The organism is Microbispora sp. NBRC 16548, assembly GCF_030268985.1.
In the GTDB taxonomy this organism is placed as follows: Bacteria; Actinomycetota; Actinomycetes; order Streptosporangiales; family Streptosporangiaceae; genus Microbispora; species Microbispora catharanthi.
Genome location: NZ_BSSF01000016.1, coordinates 83,631 through 102,483 on the forward strand (window position 1 = coordinate 83,631; position 18,853 = coordinate 102,483).

The 18,853-nt window shown below is 70.8% G+C and carries 20 protein-coding genes; 14 read left to right on the forward strand and 6 right to left on the reverse strand.

From position 1 onward, the window contains the following. Nucleotides 1-42 precede the first annotated feature (42 nt). Nucleotides 43-486: a hemerythrin domain-containing protein gene (locus QSK36_RS34785; RefSeq protein WP_285785323.1), complete on the forward strand. Its 444-nt coding sequence runs from the start codon at nucleotides 43-45 to the stop codon at nucleotides 484-486. Here QSK36_RS34785 and QSK36_RS34790 read toward each other — a convergent pair. From QSK36_RS34790 to QSK36_RS34800, 3 genes are all read right to left on the reverse strand, one after another. Further along, nucleotides 483-977, reverse strand: coding sequence for a pyridoxamine 5'-phosphate oxidase family protein (locus QSK36_RS34790; RefSeq protein ID WP_285785324.1), 495 nt, complete (start codon nucleotides 975-977; stop codon nucleotides 483-485). The two genes, QSK36_RS34785 and QSK36_RS34790, sit on opposite strands and share 4 nt — an antisense overlap. A gap of 98 nt (nucleotides 978-1,075) precedes the next feature. Next, the gene (locus QSK36_RS34795; RefSeq protein WP_285785325.1) at nucleotides 1,076-1,705 is read right to left on the reverse strand and encodes a DedA family protein; all 630 of its coding nucleotides are present in this window, start codon (nucleotides 1,703-1,705) and stop codon (nucleotides 1,076-1,078) included. Between the two features lie 99 nt (nucleotides 1,706-1,804). Next, complete coding sequence (locus QSK36_RS34800; RefSeq protein WP_183533078.1) at nucleotides 1,805-2,359, reverse strand: TetR/AcrR family transcriptional regulator; 555 nt, start codon at nucleotides 2,357-2,359, stop codon at nucleotides 1,805-1,807. Nucleotides 2,360-2,534: 175 nt separating this feature from the next. Here QSK36_RS34800 and QSK36_RS34805 point away from each other — a divergent pair, with 175 nt between their 5' ends. From QSK36_RS34805 to QSK36_RS34820, 4 genes are all read left to right on the forward strand, one after another. Continuing rightward, nucleotides 2,535-2,660 (forward strand): hypothetical protein, encoded by a 126-nt coding sequence (locus tag QSK36_RS34805; protein ID WP_285785326.1) that lies wholly within the window; start codon nucleotides 2,535-2,537, stop codon nucleotides 2,658-2,660. A gap of 216 nt (nucleotides 2,661-2,876) precedes the next feature. After that, complete coding sequence (locus QSK36_RS34810; protein WP_285785327.1) at nucleotides 2,877-4,088, forward strand: cytochrome P450; 1,212 nt, start codon at nucleotides 2,877-2,879, stop codon at nucleotides 4,086-4,088. A 40-nt stretch (nucleotides 4,089-4,128) separates the two neighbouring features. Then, the gene (locus QSK36_RS34815; RefSeq protein WP_285785328.1) at nucleotides 4,129-4,332 is read left to right on the forward strand and encodes a ferredoxin; all 204 of its coding nucleotides are present in this window, start codon (nucleotides 4,129-4,131) and stop codon (nucleotides 4,330-4,332) included. A gap of 149 nt (nucleotides 4,333-4,481) precedes the next feature. Continuing rightward, nucleotides 4,482-4,838, forward strand: a complete 357-nt coding sequence (locus tag QSK36_RS34820) for a hypothetical protein (protein ID WP_285785329.1) — start codon at nucleotides 4,482-4,484, stop codon at nucleotides 4,836-4,838. A gap of 40 nt (nucleotides 4,839-4,878) precedes the next feature. Here the strand turns inward: QSK36_RS34820 and QSK36_RS34825 are convergent, their stop codons facing one another. Next, a complete protein-coding gene (locus tag QSK36_RS34825; RefSeq protein WP_285785330.1) occupies nucleotides 4,879-6,138 on the reverse strand; it encodes a YncE family protein in 1,260 nt (419 codons plus the stop codon). A 186-nt stretch (nucleotides 6,139-6,324) separates the two neighbouring features. On the opposite strand from QSK36_RS34825, the gene QSK36_RS34830 reads away from it, so the two are divergent. Continuing rightward, complete coding sequence (locus tag QSK36_RS34830; RefSeq protein WP_285785331.1) at nucleotides 6,325-6,984, forward strand: TetR/AcrR family transcriptional regulator; 660 nt, start codon at nucleotides 6,325-6,327, stop codon at nucleotides 6,982-6,984. Between the two features lie 172 nt (nucleotides 6,985-7,156). Then, nucleotides 7,157-7,960, forward strand: a complete 804-nt coding sequence (locus tag QSK36_RS34835; RefSeq protein ID WP_285785332.1) for a tRNA(His) guanylyltransferase Thg1 family protein — start codon at nucleotides 7,157-7,159, stop codon at nucleotides 7,958-7,960. A 25-nt stretch (nucleotides 7,961-7,985) separates the two neighbouring features. Here QSK36_RS34835 and QSK36_RS34840 read toward each other — a convergent pair whose 3' ends face one another. Continuing rightward, a complete protein-coding gene (locus QSK36_RS34840; protein ID WP_285785333.1) occupies nucleotides 7,986-9,083 on the reverse strand; it encodes a LacI family DNA-binding transcriptional regulator in 1,098 nt (365 codons plus the stop codon). Between the two features lie 312 nt (nucleotides 9,084-9,395). Here QSK36_RS34840 and QSK36_RS34845 point away from each other — a divergent pair, with 312 nt between their 5' ends. From QSK36_RS34845 to QSK36_RS34870, 6 genes are all read left to right on the forward strand, one after another. Next, nucleotides 9,396-10,268, forward strand: a complete 873-nt coding sequence (locus QSK36_RS34845) for a carbohydrate ABC transporter permease (RefSeq protein ID WP_285785334.1) — start codon at nucleotides 9,396-9,398, stop codon at nucleotides 10,266-10,268. Nucleotides 10,269-10,271: 3 nt separating this feature from the next. Continuing rightward, complete coding sequence (locus QSK36_RS34850; RefSeq protein WP_285785335.1) at nucleotides 10,272-11,207, forward strand: carbohydrate ABC transporter permease; 936 nt, start codon at nucleotides 10,272-10,274, stop codon at nucleotides 11,205-11,207. A gap of 93 nt (nucleotides 11,208-11,300) precedes the next feature. Beyond that, a complete protein-coding gene (locus tag QSK36_RS34855; protein ID WP_285785336.1) occupies nucleotides 11,301-12,665 on the forward strand; it encodes an ABC transporter substrate-binding protein in 1,365 nt (454 codons plus the stop codon). Between the two features lie 364 nt (nucleotides 12,666-13,029). After that, entirely contained in the window at nucleotides 13,030-13,170 is a 141-nt protein-coding gene (locus tag QSK36_RS34860) for a hypothetical protein (protein WP_285785337.1), read from the forward strand. A gap of 21 nt (nucleotides 13,171-13,191) precedes the next feature. Next, complete coding sequence (locus QSK36_RS34865) at nucleotides 13,192-15,231, forward strand: beta-galactosidase (RefSeq protein ID WP_285785338.1); 2,040 nt, start codon at nucleotides 13,192-13,194, stop codon at nucleotides 15,229-15,231. A gap of 42 nt (nucleotides 15,232-15,273) precedes the next feature. Continuing rightward, entirely contained in the window at nucleotides 15,274-16,875 is a 1,602-nt protein-coding gene (locus tag QSK36_RS34870; protein ID WP_285785339.1) for an FAD-dependent monooxygenase, read from the forward strand. 95 nt (nucleotides 16,876-16,970) lie between these two features. Here QSK36_RS34870 and QSK36_RS34875 read toward each other — a convergent pair whose 3' ends face one another. After that, nucleotides 16,971-17,669 (reverse strand): maltokinase N-terminal cap-like domain-containing protein, encoded by a 699-nt coding sequence (locus QSK36_RS34875; RefSeq protein ID WP_285785340.1) that lies wholly within the window; start codon nucleotides 17,667-17,669, stop codon nucleotides 16,971-16,973. Nucleotides 17,670-17,923: 254 nt separating this feature from the next. Here QSK36_RS34875 and QSK36_RS34880 point away from each other — a divergent pair, with 254 nt between their 5' ends. Further along, nucleotides 17,924-18,838, forward strand: coding sequence for a hypothetical protein (locus tag QSK36_RS34880; protein WP_285785341.1), 915 nt, complete (start codon nucleotides 17,924-17,926; stop codon nucleotides 18,836-18,838). Nucleotides 18,839-18,853: the final 15 nt, after the last annotated feature.

An 18,853-nucleotide genomic window follows, 5' to 3' on the forward strand; every position in this document is an offset into this window, starting at 1 on the left:
CCGGGCAGGCGGTCGAAGTCTCCGAGTCGAAAGGTGACAAAAGTGACCACTGCTACAGAACAGGACGTCATCGACCTGCTGCTGGCGCAGCACAACCAGATCAAGACCATGTTCGCGGAGGTCGCCGCCGCGCGGGGCGAGCGCAGGCGTGAGCTGTTCAACGACCTCGTACGGCTGCTGGCGGTGCACGAGGCCGCCGAGGAGCAGGTCGTGCACCCGGCGGCGCGGTCGAAGGCGGGAGACGAGGTCGTCGAGGCCCGGCTGCACGAGGAGGACGAGGCGAAGCACGCCCTGTCCGACCTGTACGACCTAGGCGTCGACCACCCCGAGTTCGACACCCGGCTCGCCGCCCTGGAGAAGGCGGTCGTCGACCACGCCACGCACGAGGAGCAGGAGGAGTTCCTCCGGCTGCGTCAGGAGACGTCCCCGGAGCGGTTGCGCCGGATGGCCGGCGCGGTCCGGGCCGCCGAGGCGATCACCTGCTAGACGCGCTCGAGGCGGCGGAGTCCCTGCCCGGGCCGCCAGAGGTCCATGACCATGGCAGGACCCTCGATCCGCGTCAACACGACCTCGCGGATGTCGGCCGTGAAGAAATGGGACTCGCTGAAAGCATCGGGACCGAAGCCGCGCGCGGCCAGCATCGGCGCGATCCGGTCTCGGTCGGTGACCTCGACCGCATATCCGGACAGCTTCGTGTCACCTCCCGCTGAGCCCGCGGAATCGCCGGCGCCGAGGAGAACCGGAGGGCCGTGCAGAGCGAAGCGCGGATCACGCCGCAGGTCGCGGGCCTTCAAAGCACCAGGCATCGATCCGAACCACAGTTCGTCACCGACGACGTAGGCCTCGATGCCGCTGACCCGTGGTGAACCGTCCTTACGCAGTGTCGCGATGGTCTTGTGCTTGTGCGACTCGAACGACTCCCGGACCAGGGCGGCGAACTCCGGCGCCGATTCGGCGACTTCACGCCAGTTGGCCACGCGATCCCCCTTCACGCGATCACGGATGAGCGAACCAGCCTGTCAGACGGGACCGACAGTCAGCCGCACCGCCGCTCGTAGGTCCCCCTGCCAGGGGCTCAGTGGCCGGACTTCCCGTGCTCGCAGGAGCCTCTGCGGTGCCGCCGGACGCGCCACAGGACCAGGGCGGTCACGACGACCGCGGCGAGAACGGCCGCGACCACACCGCCGACGGCCGATTGCACCTGCTCGTACGCCGCCCCGGCGAAGAAGCCCAGAAGGGTGTAACCGACTCCCCAGAGCACCCCGCCCAGGACGTTGAACAGGAAGAACCGCCGGTAGCTCATGCGCGAGACCCCGGCCAGAGTCGGCATCAAGGCGCGGAGGAACGCGGCGAACCTAGCGAAGAACACCGCCTGAGGGCCCCACCGGCGGATCAGCGCCTGGGCCCTCTCCACACGGTCGCGGCGGCGGCGCAGAACCCGTACGTCGAGGACGCCGGGGCCGAGGCGGCGGCCGATGAAGTAGCCCGCGCTGTCGCCGGCTATCGCGGCAAGCGTCACCACGAGCCCCAGCCAGTACACCGACAGCCTGCCCTGGCCGGCGAGCACGCCGCCCAGCACGGCGGCCGTCTCCCCCGGCACGACGAAGCCCACGAACAGCGCGTCCTCGGCGAAGACCAGCGCCGCCACGACCGCGTAGAGCACCGTGCCCGACAGGCCCCAGAGCCAGTTGATGATCGAGTCCACCCGTCCTCCATGCGCCTCCCCGTTGTCGTGTCCCGAGGAGATGCGCTTACGCGCCGCGCGGCCGAGTGTGGTTCGCTCGGTTCTCGCCGGACCGCCCGGTCAGGCGTCCATGCCCTTGCGCAGCAGGGCCCACGCCCGTGCGGCGGCGACGCGCCTGGCCGGCGCCGGTCTCATGGTGAGGACCGCGGCGAACATGCCGACGGCCAGGATCAGGTCCTCGGTGGTGAGGTCCGCGCGGACGTGCCCCGCGCGCCGGGCCTCGGCGAGCTTGCCGTCGAGCACCTTGGCCACGCGGTCGCGTACGGCGATGATCCGCAGGTCGTCGCCGTACGCGCTGACCATCTCGATGAACGCGGTCGAGGCGATGGTCTGCTCCGTGATCAGAGTCAGCAGGTCGTCGAGCGTCGCACCGGGCTCGGCGGCCAGCGCCTCCAGCTCGGCGACGCCGTCCTCGAACACGGCCAGGGCGAGGCTGGTGCGGTCGGGGAAGTGCCGGTAGAGGCTGCCCTGGCCGACCCCTGCGGTGCGGGCGACCGCGCTGAGCGGCGCGTCGTACCCGGCGGCGGCGAACACCTCCCGGGCCGCCGCGATCAGCGCCGCCCGGTTGCCCGCCGCGGCGCTGGGTCCCCTGTTCGTCCGGCGCGCTACAGCCATGCGGCCAGGATAGCAACCGGACATCGATGTCCGATTTTTCGACATCTCACTCGTCTTCACTCGACATATTTCTGTCAGGCGGGCTACGGTGTTCCGGACACAGTTGTCCGGTTGAACCGGGCGCGGGTGTCTCACCGGCTGTCGGAGGGAACGCGATGAACACGCTGGGGCAGTCGTGAACCGGGTTGTGATCGTCGGCGCCTCGGTGGGCGGGCTGAGCACCGCCGAGGCGCTGCGCAGGACCGGCTACCGGGGCGTCATCACGCTCGTCGGCGACGAGCCGCACGGGCGCACGCCGTGAGCACGGTCGCCGCCCACCCCTGAGACATCCGCCCCTGAAATATCCGCCCCTATGACATCTGCCCCTGAGACGCCCGGGAGTTTGCATGCAGACGGGCACCGGTACGACCGGCCTTCACACCAATCCGGGCATACGTGATGGGCGCCGTCCTTCCGATCTGCCGTCCTTCCGATCTGGGGTGCACGGCGACCGACCATCCATAAGAGGAGATGCCGAATGAGTGTCAACGAACAGGTCCTGAGCTACCCGATCCCGAACGACGCGGCGCTGGACCCGCCCGCGGAGTGGGCCGAGTTGCGTGCCCGATGCCCGGTGGCCCACGTCACGCTGCCCAGCGGCGACCGGGCGACGCTGCTGACCCGCTACGAGGACGTCAAGCAGGTGCTGGCCGACCCGCGCTTCACCCGCCAGCTCAACGCGCCCGACGCGGCCCGGCTGTCGGCGGACGGCGGCGGGGTGTTCAGCAGCGAGATGGCGACGATCATCCCCGACAGCGGCGAGGAGCACCAGCGCTGGCGGCGCCTGGTCGGCAAGTGGTTCACCGCCAAGCGCATGAACGCCATGCGGCCCGCCATGATCCGGATCGCCGAGGATCTCATCGACGACATGGTCAAGCGCGGCGCCCCGGGCGACCTCAGGGCCGGCCTCGGCTTTCCCCTGCCGGTCTACGTGATCTGCGACATGCTCGGCGTGCCCGCCGCCGACCGGGACCGGTTCTCCTACTGGTCCGACACGCTGCTCAACCTCACCCGCTACGGCAAGGCCGAAATCGAGGCCGCCCAGGCCGAGTTCTTCCAGTACATGTCCGACCTCGTCGCCGGCAAGCGCGCCGAGCCCGGCGACGACCTGCTGAGCGAGCTGATCACGGCCGGCGGCCCGGAAGACGGCGGGCTGTCCGACATCCAGATCCTGGTCACCGGCATGGCGCTGCTGGTCGCCGGGCACGAGACCACCGCCAACATGATCGGCAAGCTGGTCTCCATGCTGCTGGCCGACCGCTCCCGGTGGGAGCGGCTGCTGGCCGACCCGTCGCTGATCCGCACCACGGTGGAGGAGTCGCTGCGCTTCGACGCCAACTCCGGCTTCGGCCTGCCCCGCTACCTCAACGTGGAGACCGAGGTCAGCGGGGCGGTCCTGCCCCGCGGCACGACCGTGGTGTGCAGCATGGCCGCCGCCAACCGAGACGAGACCGCGTTCGAGAACGCCGGCGAGATGGATCTGACCCGCAGCCCGAACCCCCACCTGGCCTTCGGCTCCGGCGCCCACTCCTGCCTGGGGCAGGCGCTGGCCCGCACCGAGCTGCAGGTCGTCCTGGAGGTGCTGCTGCGCAGGCTGCCGACGCTGGAGCTGGCCGTGCCGGTGGAGAAGCTGGAACGCGTGGAGGGGCTGGCCGTCGGCGGCCTGCGCGAGGTCCCGGTCCGCTGGTGACCCCTGGAGACAAGGCTCGATCGGCAAGGAGGACATGGACATGAAGGCCATCGTCGACGAGGCGAAGTGCTGCGGCGCCGGGCAGTGCGTACTGATCGCACCGGAGGTGTTCGACCAGCGCGACGAGGACGGCATCGTCGTCCTGCTGGAGCCCGAGCCCGCCGAGGACCAGCACACCGCGGTCCGCGAGGCCGCCGCCGTCTGCCCTGCCGCGGCCATTCGACTGGAGGACGACGACGCCTGAGTCTCCACGGGGCTCCCCCGGGGAGCGTGCCCGCATCTCCTGAGGCGGGCACGCTCCCGCAGGGCACCCGAACGGCCGTCGGCCGAACCAGCAGGATCTCCCCCACGCTGGACAGCTCGTGATCAGGACCGCATCGTCGTCACATCACCATGGACGCGGAACCGGTGCCGGCCGGCGCGCCCAAGCCGCCGTCGCTCGTTACGTTGCGGGTGACGCAGGTCGCGGGCGCGTGGATCGTCGGATCGCTGCTGCTCGTGTGCGTGACCCCTGTCTGGATCCTTAGCACGCTCATCCTGGGGGAGTTCGGCCTCGTGCTGTCCGTCCCTCTGCTCGTGGTCGTCGCCGCCGGCGTGCTGGCCATGGTGGCCCGGTCGACGGCGGGCGCATCGCCGATGACCGCCACCGGTCGCGGTCGTGGTCGCGATCGCGCTCGTGGTGGCCGTCGTGGTCGCCGTCCGGCTGACGAGCGGGTACGAATCCGAAGGCCGGGCGAGCGCGTCCGGTGATGCCGGGACGGGGCGGCCCGTCCCGGCACTCCCGGGGGGTTCAGCCGGCGGCCGGAGGAGTCCAACCGGCCGGGATGCGGGCGATGCGGACACGTTGCGGGTGGTCGCCGACCGGCACCGAGGTGATCTTCTGCCCGGTCGCGAAGTCGATGGCGGTGACCCGATCGGCGCCGCTCTCGGAGATGACGCAGGCCCGTCCGTCGCCGCTGACGGTGGCCCAGTAGGGCTTGGACGCGCTCACCAGCGGGCCCTCCTGCAGCGTGGCCCGGTCGACGACGGTGGCGTAGTCGTCCATCGTCGCGGCGACGCAGAGCTTGTCGCCGGCGGGGTTGATCGACAGCCCGTGGTGCCGGGAGTCGTTCACCCAGGTGGTGCGGTCCTCGCTGGTAGCCGGGTTCTTCGGCAGGGTCTTGATCCGCGTGATCTTGTCGGTGGCCGTGTCGTACTCGGCGAAGCCGTTGAAGAACGAGAGCTGGAAGTACAGCTTCGACTCGTCGGGGGTGAAGACGGCGGGCCGCACCGCGTCCGACAGGTCACCGCGGCCGAAGGCGTTCAGCCGGTCGCGCATGTCGATGGTCCTGACGACCTTGTACGTCGAGGCGTCCGCGATCGTGATGTGGCGGTCGCCCTTCAGCCAGTCCTGCGACGGGCTGTCGAAGTCGTTGTTGACCTCGCCGATCGACATGTTCCAGATGTATTTGCCGCCGCCGGTGAAGATGTTCTCGTGCGGCTTGTCCCCCGTGCCGAACGAGCCGAGCTGCCTGCCGGTGTTGATGTCCAGGACGTGCACGGTGTTGGAGGTGGAGGCCGACACCGCGACCCGGGTGCCGTCGGGCGACACGGCCATGTGGTCGGCGCGGAAGCCGGAGACGGGGAACCGCCATCTGAGAGCCCCGGTGGCCAGGTCGATCGACACCACGTCGGCGAAGCTCGGGCGGGAGACGACCATGGCGGTGCCGTCCGGGGTGGCGTACATGTCGTCGACGAACTGGTCGTGCCCCTCGCCGGGCCCCTGCCGGATGCCCAGGAAGAAGGCCAGCTTGATGGGGTTGAGGTAGATCTCGGCCAGCCGCCGGGCCTTGTCGGGGATGACGTTGATCCGGCCGATCCTGGCGAAGCTCCCGCTCGACTCGATGACGTCCGCGGTGCCGTCCCAGTTGTTGCCGACGAACATCACCTCGCGCAGTCCGTCGGCGGCGCTCGCGGGACCGGCGGGAACGCCGCAGACGACGGCGCCGGCGACCGCCACGGCGGCGGCGAGCAGGGATCTGCGCAGGCGTGCGAGGGCCGAAGCGTGCATGTTCTTCCTCCGGGGGGTGGGAGGTGGGCGGAGATCGAGCATGGCCGGCCGGAGGGGTCCGCACGCCTTCGCGCGCGACCCCGCAAGTCTGAACATTTCGATATTCAAACTTGTTACTGGATAGTAGGCACGTCTGACGCCCGCGACAAGGCCCAAAATTCATGCATCACGGATGCGGAGGACGCGGTGGCGGGCAGGATCACCCCGGCGGCGGGCCGGTACGGCGGCAGGTCGGCGGCAGAACGGCAGGCCGAGCGCCGCGGGCGCTTCTTGAAGGCGGGCCTCGACCTGTTCGGCGCCGGCCCCGGCTACCGCGCCACGAGGATCACGGACGTGTGCCGGGCCGCGGGCCTGTCCAGCCGCCAGTTCTACGAGGAGTTCCACACCCTGGAGGACCTGCTGGCCGAGCTGCACCTGTACGTCAACGACGCCGCCCAGCAGGCCGTCCTCGACGTCCTGCCCCAGGTGCGGCACCTGGAGCCCATCGACCGCTGCACCCAACTGTTCCGCGCGTACGCCGCCGGGGCCACCGCCGACCCCCGCCACACCCGCATCGCGTTCGTGGAGATCATCGGCGTCAGCGCCCGGCTCGACCGCCAGCGCCTGGACCGCCGCGCCCGATGGATCGACTTCCTGTGCGAGCAGCTGGACGACGCCGCCGGCCGCGGCGAGATTCCCCCGCGCGACTTCCGCGTCACGGCCGCCGCGTTCATCGGAGCGATCAACGGGCTCATGCACGACTGGGCCGTCGGCTGGGTCGACGCCACGCGCGACCAGATCGTGGACGAGCTCCTGCTCATGCTCCTGGGCAGGCTCCAGGTCGCCGATGAAAAGGTAGACGGCTGAACAGGCCGACGGCGAAACCGACCCCCGCCTCCTGACCCACCGGCCTTGAGGATGCCGGCCTCCGTCCTCGGTGGCGATAAGCGGTGGCGGCCCCTCCCCCGTGGCGTGAGATCCTGCATCACCCATTCCACCCCCGGACCGGCCAGGCGGCGGAGGCCAAGGAGAGACCGGCATGAGCGACAGGACCGCGCTCGGCGACCGCATGAAGGCGTACGAGTACGTAACCAGGAGTGTGCTGCCGCGCCGGGCGTACACGATCCTCCGCGTGGACGGGCGGGCGTTCCACACCTTCCTCCGCGACGCCGAGCGGCCGTTCGACCGCGCGGTCATCGACGCCATGAACGAGGTCGGCAGGGCGTTGTGCGAGGAGATCACCGGCAGCGTGTTCGCGTACGTCCAGTCCGACGAGTGCAGCGTCCTCATGACCGACTTCGCCACCCCGTCCTCGCAGCCGTGGTTCGGCGGCGTGACGCAAAAGATCGTCAGCGTGGCCGCGAGCATCGCGACGATCACGTTCGACGAGGCGTACGTCACCGGCGGCGCCGGCGGCCGGCGTGCCATGTTCGACGCCCGCGCGTTCACCCTCGCCGACCCTTTCGAAGTCGCGAACTACTTCCTGTGGCGGCAGAACGACTGCGTGCGCAACAGCATCACCATGGCCGCCCAGGCGAAGTTCTCCCACCGGGAGCTCCACGGCAGGTCCACCGGCCAGATGCAGGAGATGCTGTGGGCCGGCCACGGCATCAACTGGAACGACTACGACGCCGGTGCGAAGCGGGGCCGCGTCGTCGTCCGGGAGACCGGGCAACGCGAGGCCGCCTACCGGGACGGCCGGACGGGGCAGACGGAGACGATCCTCGCCGCGCGGTCGTGGTGGGAGGCGCAGGCGGCGCCGCGCCTCACCGCGGACCCTGCCGGATGGCTCGCCGCCGTGATCCTCGCCATGCCTTCGCTGACCGCCGGGAGGGCCAGATGACGCTCGGCCTGCCCGGGATGCCGCCTCACGGCCGGGTGCGCGGCGGCGCCGTGCTCTCGCGGACGACCAGGCGGGTGGGGACGAGCTCGGTGCCGGGCTGGGATGCGCCGCCCTCGCGGATCTGCCGCAGGACCCCCTGGACGCAGCGCCTGCCGACCTCGGCGAAGTCCTGGTGGACGGTCGTCAGCGGAGGCACGAAGCAGGAGGCGTCGGGGATGTCGTCGAAGCCGACCACGCTGATGTCGGCGGGGACCGCCCGCCCCCGCTCGTGGAAGGCGCGCAGCAGCCCGAGGGCCATCTGGTCGTTGGAGGCGAACACCGCCGTGCAGCCGGGTTCGCTCGCGAGCGCCAGCCCGGCGGCGTAGCCCGACTCGGCCGACCAGTCGCCGTGCAGCGGCGGGGGCACGGGACGCCCCGCCTCCTCCAGGGCCAGGCGCCACGCCTGCGCGCGGCGCTGGCCGGCGAAGGACGTCTCCGGGCCGGTGACGTGCCAGACCGTCTCGTGCCCCAGGTCGAGGAGATGGCGTACGGCGAGCCGGGCGCCTTCGGCCTGGTCGGTGTCGACGACGCTGTAGCGGTCTCCGGCGTCGGAGTCCACGACGACGACGTGGACTCCGGGAGGAAGCGTCACCGTGCCCGCGTCGAGCAGGTGGATCTCGATGATGACGATGACGGCGTCGACGGCCAGCTCGCCCATCCGGGTGAAGGCGCCCAGCACGTTGTCCTGGGTGGGGATGCCGATGGGGATCAGCGTGATCGCGTAGCCCTCGGCCGCGGCGTGGGTGGCGATCGCCTCCACGGTGCGGCTGTTGCCGGTCGAGGCCAGCCCGAAGAGGATCACGCCGATCGTGTTGAACTGCCCGTAGCGCAGCGCCCGGGCGGCGCTGTTGGGGCGGTAGCCCAGCTCCCGCATCGCCGCGAGCACCTGCTCGCGGGTCGCGCCGACGACGCCGGGGTGGCCGTTGGCGACCCTGGACACCGTCTGGGACGAGACGCCCGCGAGCCTGGCCACGTCGGCCATGGAGACCCGCTGCTTGCGGCGCCCGCCCGGGACGCCCGAGCCACCCCGCTGCGCGCCGCCCATCGGCGCCGGGACCTGCCGGGCCGGGCCGTCCGGATCCATTCCTGTGTCGCTCCCGCCTGCTCGCCCCGTCGCCGGAGATCGTACGCCGCGATCCGACCGGGCGTGACGTGGGGAGCCCTTGACCTCTCGTAGGACGGGTGCCACCATACCGCAGCAGAAGTTTACGTAAACATAACCTTGGCGACTCGAGAAATCACCCTCCGCAACAACCGAGCCGTGCTCGTTCGCTCGCGATGTTCACGTAAACATGCTCGTGATGTTCACGTGAACGGGAGAGTCACGGCCGGTAACCACGCCGCGGAGAGGAGCGAGCCGGTGGTCTCGGAAGGGTATTCGAATGCTCGGGGGGTCTTGGCCGGCAGACGCCGGTCATGGGTGGGCTGGCAGTTCGTCGGGCCCTTCATGGCGGTCTTCGCGCTGGTCTTCCTGGCCCCGATCGCGTACTCGATCTACCTGAGCCTGTTCCGCACCCGGCTCATCGGCGGGACCGCCTTCGTCGGCGCCGACAACTACCTCAAGGTCCTGCAGGACCCGCAGTTCTGGTCGGCGTTCGGGCGCGTCGCGCTCTTCCTGGTCGTCCAGGTGCCGATCATGTTGTTCCTCGCGCTGCTGGTCGCGCTCGCGATCGACAGCGGCAGGCTGTACGGGTCGGCGTTCTTCCGGATCTCGGTGTTCCTGCCGTACGCGGTGCCCGCGGTCGTCGCCGCGCTGATGTGGGGCTTCATGTACGGCACCAGATTCGGCCTGGTCGGCAACCTCAACGAGGCGTTCGGGCTCTCGCTGCCCGACCCGCTGTCGCCCGACCTGGTCCTCGCCTCCATCGGCAACATCGTGACCTGGGAGTTCGTGGGCTACAACATGCTGATCCTCTACTCGGCGCTGAAGGTGGTGAACCCCTCGCTGTACGAGGCCGCCGCGCTCGACGGGGCCGGCCAGCTCCGGATCATCTGGGCGATCAAGCTGCCCGCCCTGCGCGGCGCGCTGCTGATCGCCACGATCTTCTCGATCATCGGCAGCTTCCAGCTGTTCAACGAGCCGAGCATCCTCAAGACGATCGCGCCGAACTCGGTCACCACCTACTTCACGCCGAACTACTACGCCTACTCGCTGTCCTTCGCGGGTCAGCAGTTCAACTACTCGGCGACGGTCGCCATCGTCATGGGGATCATCACGATGATCGTCGCCTACCTCGTCCAGCTGCGCGGCATGCGGAAGGCGGTCTGAGCCATGGCGACCTCCACTCCCACCGCCGACCGAGCGCCTCGCCCGAAGACCGTCGCGGCCCGGGGCCCCCTGGTCGTCCGGCGGCGCCGGTCCGCGACAGGCCGCCGCAGCGCGACGCTGACCGTGCTGACGGCGCTCATGCTCGTCTACACGCTGCTCCCCCTGGTGTGGCTGGTGATCAACGCCACCAAGACCCAGGAGGGGCTGCTGGGCTCCTTCGGCCTGTGGTTCGACGGCGACTTCGCCCTGTTCGACAACATCGGCACGACCTTCACCTACAAGGATGGGATCTTCGTCCGCTGGCTGCTCAACACCCTGCTGTACGTGGTCGTCGGGGCGGGCGGCGCGACCCTGCTGGCGACGCTCGCCGGCTACGGGCTGGCGAAGTTCGACTTCCCCGGCAAGAAGGCGGTGTTCGCCGTGGTGATCGGGGCGGTGGCGGTGCCCGGCACCGCGCTCGCCGTCCCCACGTTCCTGATGTTCGCCAAGATGGGCCTGACCGACACCCCGTGGGCGATCATCATCCCGTCGCTGGTCTCGCCGTTCGGCCTGTATCTGATGTGGACCTTCGCCACCGACGCCGTCCCGAAGGAGATCCTCGAGTCGGCGCGGGTGGACGGCTCGGGCGAGTTCCGCACCTTCTTCCGCATCAGCCTGCCGCTGCTGGCGCCCGGCCTGGTCACGGTCCTGCTCTTCAACATGGTCGCGACCTGGAACAACTACTTCCTGCCGCTGATCATGCTGAAGGACCCCGACTGGTATCCGCTCACCGTCGGCCTCAAGGAATGGAACCAGCAGGCTCTCACGGCGGGCGGCGAGGCCGTCTTCAACCTCGTGATCACCGGATCGCTGCTCACCGTCGTCCCGCTGATCGCGGCGTTCCTGCTGCTGCAGCGCTACTGGCAGTCGGGCCTGGCCGCCGGAAGCGTCAAGGAATGACCGGCCAAGGAATATCCGGCACGGCATGACCGGCACGGCATGGCCGCTCCCACCGACGTCTGTCTCCCCCGATAATCCAGAAAGGCACATCCCATGGCGATAACCCGCCGTCGCGCCCTCCTGCTGGGCGCGGCCCTGACCGTGTCGCTCACCGCCGGCGCCTGCGGCTCCGGCGACGACGGCTCCTCCTCGGGCGCCGGCGAAACCGCCGCACCCGCGGCGTCCGCGGCCGTCTCCGACGCCGACATCCAGAAGGCGCTCGACACCGGCGGCTCCATCACCGTCTGGGCGTGGGAGCCGACGCTCAAGCAGGTCGTCGCGGACTTCCAGGCCAAGTATCCGAAGGTCAAGGTCAACCTCGTCAACGCCGGCACCGGCAACGACCAGTACACCGCCCTGCAGAACGCGATCAAGGCCGGCTCGGGCGTCCCGGACGTCGCCCAGGTGGAGTACTACGCCCTGCCGCAGTTCGCCCTCGCCAAGTCTGTCGCCGACCTCGGCGCCCTGGGCGCGGGCAAGCTGGACGGCACCTTCACCCCCGGCCCGTGGAGCTCCGTGCACGTCGGCAACGGCATCTACGGCCTGCCCATGGACTCCGGCCCGATGGCGCTGTTCTACAACAAGGAGGTCTTCGACAAGTACGACCTCAAGGTGCCCACCACCTGGGACGAGTTCGCGGCCGACGCCGAGAAGCTGCACAAGGCGAACCCGAAGGCGTACATCACCAACGACACCGGTGACGCGGGCTTCACCACCAGCATGATCTGGCAGGCGGGCGGCAAGCCGTACACCGTCGACGGCACCACGGTCGGCATCGACTTCGCCGAGCCGGGCACGCAGAAGTTCACCGCCCTCTGGCAGAAGCTGGTCGACGGCAAGCTGCTCGCGCCGGCCACCAGCTGGAGCGACGCCTGGTACAAGGGCCTGGGCGACGGCACTATCGCCACCCTGGTCATCGGCGCCTGGATGCCCGCCAACCTCGAGTCCGGGGTCAAGGCCGGGGAGGGCAAGTGGCAGGTCGCGCCCATGCCGCAGTGGGAGGCCGGAGGCAGGGCCACCGCCGAGAACGGCGGCAGCTCGCTGGCGATCCCCGAGGCGAGCGCCAACAAGAACCTCGCCTACGCCTTCCTGAAGTACGCGAACGTCGACGAGGGGGTGCAGACCCGGGTCGACGGCGGCGCCTTCCCCGCCACCACCGCCCAGCTGCAGGACCCGAAGTTCCAGGACAAGGAGTTCCCCTACTTCGGCGGCCAGAAGGTCAACCAGGTGCTCGCCGAGTCCGCCTCGCAGGTCGTCAGCGGCTGGTCCTACCTGCCCTTCCAGGTCTACGCCAACAGCATCTTCAACGACACGGTCGGTAAGGCGTACACCTCCTCCACCACCCTGCAGGACGGCCTGAAGGCCTGGCAGGACGCCTCCCTCAAGTACGGCGAGGAGCAGGGCTTCACCGTCAAGTAGAAGTCACCGTAGTCACCGGCGCCATAGCTGCCGCCGTTCCGCGGGGAGCGCGGCGGCAGGACGAGCCCCAGACCATCGGCCCGAGACCATAAGCCCGAGACCATCGGCCCCAGACCCGGGCCCGCGCGTTCCCGGCGCCACGCGCCGATTCCACCGCGCCGATTCCACCGCGCCGATTTCACCGCAGCCGCATCACCGCACCACCGCATACGTACTTCCGCGCGCCGCCGACCGGCGGCGCCGTCCCGGCCACCGACAGCCCGATCCCCCGATTCGACAGACGGGGTCCAACAGGCAGGTCAAGCGGACTCCGCCCCGGCCCGGCTGCCGGTCCTCCCCAAGAGGAAGCACGAGAGGAAGCACCATGCACTCCCACCCCCGCACCCACCCCGGAACGCACTCCCGCCGCCGTTCACTGGCCTGCGCGCTCACGGCGCTGGCCGTCGTCTCCGCCGGCGTACTCGCCGGCGCGTCGCCGGCAGCGGCCGGCTGGAAGACCACGTAACCATCCTTGGAAGGAGTCGTTGTGAACGCTGACCGACACCGCTGGGTGCGCTGGCCGTCCGACCCCGGACGGGCCCGCCTGGGGTTCGGGGCCGACTACAACCCCGAGCAGTGGCCCCGGGAGGTCTGGGACGAGGACATGCGCGCCATGCGGGCGGCCGGGGTGAACATCGTCTCCTTGGCGATCTTCTCGTGGGCGCGGATCCAGCCGAGCGAGGACGTCTGGGACTTCGACTGGCTCGACGAGGCGATGGACCTGCTGCACGCCCACGACATCGCGGTCGACCTGGCCACGGCGACGGCCTCGCCGCCGCCGTGGCTGAGCGCGAATCACCCGGAGATCCTCCCCGTGGACCAGCAGGGCCACACGGTGTGGCCGGGGGCGCGGCAGCACTGGCGGCCGACCTCGCCGGTCTTCCGCCGGCACGCGCTGCGGCTGACCCGGGCCCTCGCCGAGCGCTACGGCGACCACCCCGCTCTCGCCGCCTGGCACATCTCCAACGAACTCGGCTGCCACAACGTCTACGACTTCTCCGACGACGCCGCGGCCGCCTTCCGTGAGTGGCTGCGGGCACGGTACGGCACGCTGGACGAGCTGAACCGCGCCTGGGCGACCTCGTTCTGGTCCCAGCGCTACAGCGACTGGGCGCAGATCCTGCCGCCGCGCCTGGCGGCCTCCTACCCCAACCCCACCCAGCAACTGGACTTCAAGCGCTTCTCCTCCGACGCGCTGAAGGACTACCTGCGCGCGGAACGCGACGCCCTGCGCGAGCTGACCCCGGACATCCCCGTGACCACGAACTTCATGGTCATGGGCGAGACCAAGGGCATGGACTACGCCGACTGGGCCGCCGAGGTGGACTTCGTCTCCAACGACCACTACCTGCTGACCGGTCCCCAGGCCCAGGACGAGCTGTCCTTCTCGGCGAACCTCACCGGCTCACTCGCCGGCGGCCGGCCGTGGTACCTGATGGAGCACTCCACCAGCGCGGTCAACTGGCAGCCGGTCAACCTGGCCAAGAAGCCCGGCGGCATGGCCCGCGACTCGCTCACCCACGTCGCCTACGGCGCCGACGCCGTCTGCTTCTTCCAATGGCGGCAGTCGGCCGGCGGAGCCGAGAAGTACCACTCGGCGATGGTCCCCCACGCGGGCACCGACAGCGACGTGTTCCGGTCGGTCGCCGACCTGGGCGCCACACTGGCCGCCCTCGCGCCCGTCGCAGGCACCCGGCGGCTGCGCGCCCCCGTGGCGGTGGTGTTCGACTGGGACTCCTGGTGGGCCGCCGAGCTCGACTCCCACCCCACCTCGCTGCTGCGCTACCGCCAGGAGGCTCTCGACTGGTACACCGCGTTCCTCGACGCGGGGGTCCGGGCGGACGTGGTCGACGTGGACGACGACCTCAGCGGCTACCGGCTGCTCGTGGCCCCGATCCTGCACGTCGTGCCCGCCGCTCTGGCCCGGCGGCTGGAGGACTACGTCGCCTCCGGCGGGCACCTCGTCACCACCTACTTCTCCGGCGTCGTCGACGAGGACGACCACGTATGGCTCGGCGGCTACCCCGGGGCCCTGCGCGACCTGCTCGGCATCCGCATCGAGGAGTTCGGCCCCCTGCCGGACGGCGAGGCCGTCGACCTCGACCTCGGCGTGACCGGCACCCTCTGGACCGACCGGATCGACCTCACCGGCCCCGCGACCGAGGTCGTGGCGACGTACAAGACCGGCGACCACGCGGGCCGTCCCGCCGTCACGACGCGCCGTACGGGAGCGGGCTCGGCGTCGTACGTCTCCACGCGGCTCGGCCCGGAGGGTCTGGGGGTCGTCCTTCCTCACCTGCTGGACGCCGCCGAGGTTGCCTCGGAACTGCCGCCCGAGGCACGCGGCTTGGTCGACGTCGCCGTCCGCACCGACGGAACGGACGACTACTGGTTCCTGATCAACCGTACGGACCGGCACGTCGACCTGTCCGCGATCCCCGGCGACCCCCTCCACGGCCCCGCCCTGGCCCGGGACACGACCCTGGCCCCCCGGCAGGTCCGCGTCCTGCGACGGCCCCGCCCATAGCGGGCCCTCGCCGGCTGGCGCCGTCCCCTCCGCCGGGAGAGGATGACGGGGCGACGAGGGGTCGGGCGCTGCACGCGCGGTCCACCGTCCTCGCACCGAAGATCACGGTCAGCGGATCGTTCTCGGGAGAGGCACATGGGAGAAGTCGTCATCGTCGGAGGCGGCCCAACCGGGCTGTGGCTCGCGGCGGAGTTACGTCTCGCGGGGGTCGAGGTCACGGTCCTGGAGAGGCGGGCGGAACGCGACCCGCACTCCAAGGGCTTCACGATCCACCCCCGCACGATGGAGCTGTGGGCGTCGCGCGGCGTCGGCGAGTCGTTCGTCACGCAGGGCAGGCGGGTGCCGGACTCGCATTTCGGTCTCCTCGACCACCGGATGAACTACGGGACGCTCGACACCCCTTTCCCGTACGTCCTTCTGCTCGCTCAGCCGAAGGTCGAGGAGTTGATGGAGGGCTACGCCCGCGACCTGGGGGTGGACGTCCGGCGCGGGCACGCCTTCACCGCGTTGACCCAGGAGGCGGACAGGGTCGTGGTGCGGGCCGAGGGCCTGGGAGGGCCCTCCACCATGGAGACGGCGTTCCTGGTCGGCTGTGACGGAGCGGGCAGCGCGGTCCGCTCGGCCGCCGGGATCGGCTTCCCGGGAACCGGCTCCACCGCGTACGCCTGGGTCGCCGACGTGACGCTCGACGATCCCCCGGCGGTGCCGTACTTCCAGAAGACCAACGAGGCCGGCCAGGTGCTGGTCGTGCCCATCGGCCCCGGCCTCCACCGGGTGGCGGGCGTCGACGGCGCCGGCGCCCTCGGGTACGAGGGACAGCCGGCGGAGAATGAACTGCGCGCCTGGCTCGTGGCCGTCGCCGGCACCGACTTCGGCCTGCACGACCCCGTGTGGGTGTCCGGCACGGGATCCGCCTCGTGCCTCGCCGACCGATACCGCAGCGGCCGCGTCCTCCTGGCCGGAGACGCCGCGCACCGCCTGTACCCGGCCGGGGGCATGGGCCTGAACGTCGGCGTGCAGGACGCGTGGAACCTCGGCTGGAAGCTGGCCGCCACGGTGCGGGGATGGGCTCCCGACGGGCTGCTGGACAGCTACCACGCGGAAAGGCACCCGGTCGGCGCGGCCACGCTGCGCCTGACCCGGGGGCAGACCGCGCTCATGACGACGTTCACGCCCGAGACTCTCGCCCTGCGATCGGTCCTCGACGACGCCATCGCGCGGGTGCCGGAGTTCTCCCGCTTCCTGGCGGAGCAGGTCTCCGGCATCGGCGTGTCGTACGGACGGGGCGCCGGTGATCACCCGCTCGTGGGGACACGGGCTCCGGACCTGCGGCTGTCCGGCGGGCCGGGGCTGTTCGCGCTGCTCGTCCCCGGGCGCTACGTGTTCCTCGACCTCACGGGGGCGGGCCGCGCCCTGCCCGGCCGGGTGACCGTGTCCCCGGAAGCGCCCACGCCGCCGGGACTCACTGTGTGCGCGGACGAGCCGGTCGAGTCCCGGGCCGGATGGCGGCGGGTCCGCGCCGCACTGATCCGTCCGGACGGGCACGTCGCCTGGGCCTCGGAGGAGGACGACGACGCAGCCCTGCGGTCCGCGGCGGCCACGGCCCTCGCCGCCACGACACGCGTCAGGACGCCGGATTCCTGACCGCATCCCCCAGCGGCGGCCGATTGTCACGACGGCGACGACACCCCGCGCCGGAGGCCTCGCCCGGCGGCCGGACGGCTCATCGGAGGTCAGGATCAGCGGGGCGCGTCCGTGACGACGGCGAACACGCCCCGGACCTCGGCTCCGTCCGGCAGCCGCCAACCGGCCGCGACGTGACCCAGGACGTCGGCGACCTCCGCGATGTCCGCTTCGCCGGGCCGCAGGACGCGGGTCACCCGCATGGTCAGCCGTCCGCCCCGGCCGCCGTCCACTGTTCCCTCCGCTGTGGCGGCGTCCACGACGATGTCGGTGGCGTGCGGCGCGTCGGCCACGGCGGTCGGCCGGATCGGGCCCGACGCGGCGGCTCCCGTGAAGCTTCTGGTGACCGACGGGTCGGGGGTGTCGCTCACGTTCTGATCCTGCGCCTCGACGTCCCCCACGAACAGGGCGTGGAGTTGTGCGGCGAGGACCGGATCGTGGGTGCCGTCATAGATCCACCGGCGTCCCAGGACGCCGTGCTCCGTCGTCCCGATGAGAGCGCGATCAGCCCCCTCCAGCGGCGCCCCCCGGTAAGTGAGCGGCACGTGATAGGAGACGGGACGGTCGCCGGACACGTCGGTGACCACCATGAACTCCATGCCGACCTCGCCCTGCGGGTCGTCGAGCCGGAAGCCCCCGGCCTTCGTCAGCTCCGGCCGCCGCCCGTTGCCTTCGTACCAGGGCTGGGTGGGAAGCCACGACGTGAGCAGCTCCAGTTTGCTTGGCGTCAGCGTGGTGTGATGGATGACAGCCATACCGTGAAGCCCCTTCGTCGGCGTCCCGTCACCGTTCTCCCCGGCGCGACCGCCCGGGGCCGATCATCGTCTCACACGGCCCGCGGCGGCTCTTCACCTGCTCCCCCATGCGGGGGAGCCGCGTGGTTCCCGCGGGGGAGGCCGGCGCCGGCGCTCGCCGGAAGGATCTCGACCATGCACATGGGTTGGACACAACGGTGAAGGGCCCCACGACACCGGTCGGGACGGACCAGGTCGGAGCAGGATGGACCGCGGTGCGCGTGGTGGCCGGCTACGGCGCCGCACTGTCGCTGTCGCTCTATCTCGCGGTGAAGGTCGTCTGGGTGGTGGCGGCGCTGCTCGGGCACACACCGTCCACCTTCACCGACGGCGACTGGGTCCTGTTGAACGCGGTCACCGTCGCCATGTCGGTCGTCGGCATCGCTTTGGGGCTGGTCCTCGCGCGACGACGGGGACGTCCCGTCCCGGCGCCGCCGCTGGTCTTCTTCGCCTGGATGGGAGCGGGATTCCTCATACCGATGATCCCCTACATGCTGTTCAGCGCCGTCCTCGGAGGCGGCGCGGGAGGCGGCGACTCCGGCGGCGGGGATGCCGCCCCATCGTGGGAGCTGGTCTTCATCGGTATCGGATTCGCGGGCATGGCCCTGGGACTGGCCATAGCGCTCCCCATCTACATGCGGGAAAGGTGGCCGGCCGCGTTCCTCGGACGCGTCGGTGACCGCCCTCCCTCGCCCCTCGGCCGATCCGGTCTGCGAGCTCTGTACATCCTGGTCGCGGCGCTGGCCCTCCTATGGACGTACTGGACGGCGGGCGGAACGCTCGGCCTCTCCCCCGCGCACCGCGACCTGATGGACGTCAACGGACGGCTGCTCGCCGGCAACTCCGCGCTCTGGGCCGTCATGGGCGCCGCTGCGATCCGCATGCTCGCCACGGGACGGCCGAGGATGCCCCTGTGGATCCCCATGGCGTTGGCCTTCACGTCGTCGGGTTCGCTGTTCGCGTGGGCGGCGTGGAAGCTTCCGTGGGCCCTCCTCCGGCCGGGCGGCTACGCGGCCGCCGAATATCCGGCCGTTTCCGTCGTCCAGCACGGGCTGGGCGTCATCGCCGGAATCGTGATGCTGGCCGCGCTGCTCAAGGCCGCGCGAACGCGCCGGAGCGAGGTCGGGTGACCCACGCCCCGGCGG

What these genes read in the sequence shown, in the direction of transcription:
- QSK36_RS34800 (WP_183533078.1), bottom strand. Translation starts at nt 2,359, where the DNA reads ATGGCTGTAGCGCGCCGGACGAACAGGGGACCCAGCGCCGCGGCGGGC.
- QSK36_RS34810 (WP_285785327.1), top strand. Translation starts at nt 2,877, where the DNA reads ATGAGTGTCAACGAACAGGTCCTGAGCTACCCGATCCCGAACGACGCG.
- QSK36_RS34815 (WP_285785328.1), top strand. Translation starts at nt 4,129, where the DNA reads ATGAAGGCCATCGTCGACGAGGCGAAGTGCTGCGGCGCCGGGCAGTGC.
- QSK36_RS34820 (WP_285785329.1), top strand. Translation starts at nt 4,482, where the DNA reads ATGGACGCGGAACCGGTGCCGGCCGGCGCGCCCAAGCCGCCGTCGCTC.
- QSK36_RS34825 (WP_285785330.1), bottom strand. Translation starts at nt 6,138, where the DNA reads ATGCACGCTTCGGCCCTCGCACGCCTGCGCAGATCCCTGCTCGCCGCC.
- QSK36_RS34835 (WP_285785332.1), top strand. Translation starts at nt 7,157, where the DNA reads ATGAGCGACAGGACCGCGCTCGGCGACCGCATGAAGGCGTACGAGTAC.
- QSK36_RS34840 (WP_285785333.1), bottom strand. Translation starts at nt 9,083, where the DNA reads ATGGATCCGGACGGCCCGGCCCGGCAGGTCCCGGCGCCGATGGGCGGC.
- QSK36_RS34850 (WP_285785335.1), top strand. Translation starts at nt 10,272, where the DNA reads ATGGCGACCTCCACTCCCACCGCCGACCGAGCGCCTCGCCCGAAGACC.
- QSK36_RS34855 (WP_285785336.1), top strand. Translation starts at nt 11,301, where the DNA reads ATGGCGATAACCCGCCGTCGCGCCCTCCTGCTGGGCGCGGCCCTGACC.
- QSK36_RS34860 (WP_285785337.1), top strand. Translation starts at nt 13,030, where the DNA reads ATGCACTCCCACCCCCGCACCCACCCCGGAACGCACTCCCGCCGCCGT.
- QSK36_RS34870 (WP_285785339.1), top strand. Translation starts at nt 15,274, where the DNA reads ATGACGGGGCGACGAGGGGTCGGGCGCTGCACGCGCGGTCCACCGTCC.
- QSK36_RS34875 (WP_285785340.1), bottom strand. Translation starts at nt 17,669, where the DNA reads ATGGCTGTCATCCATCACACCACGCTGACGCCAAGCAAACTGGAGCTG.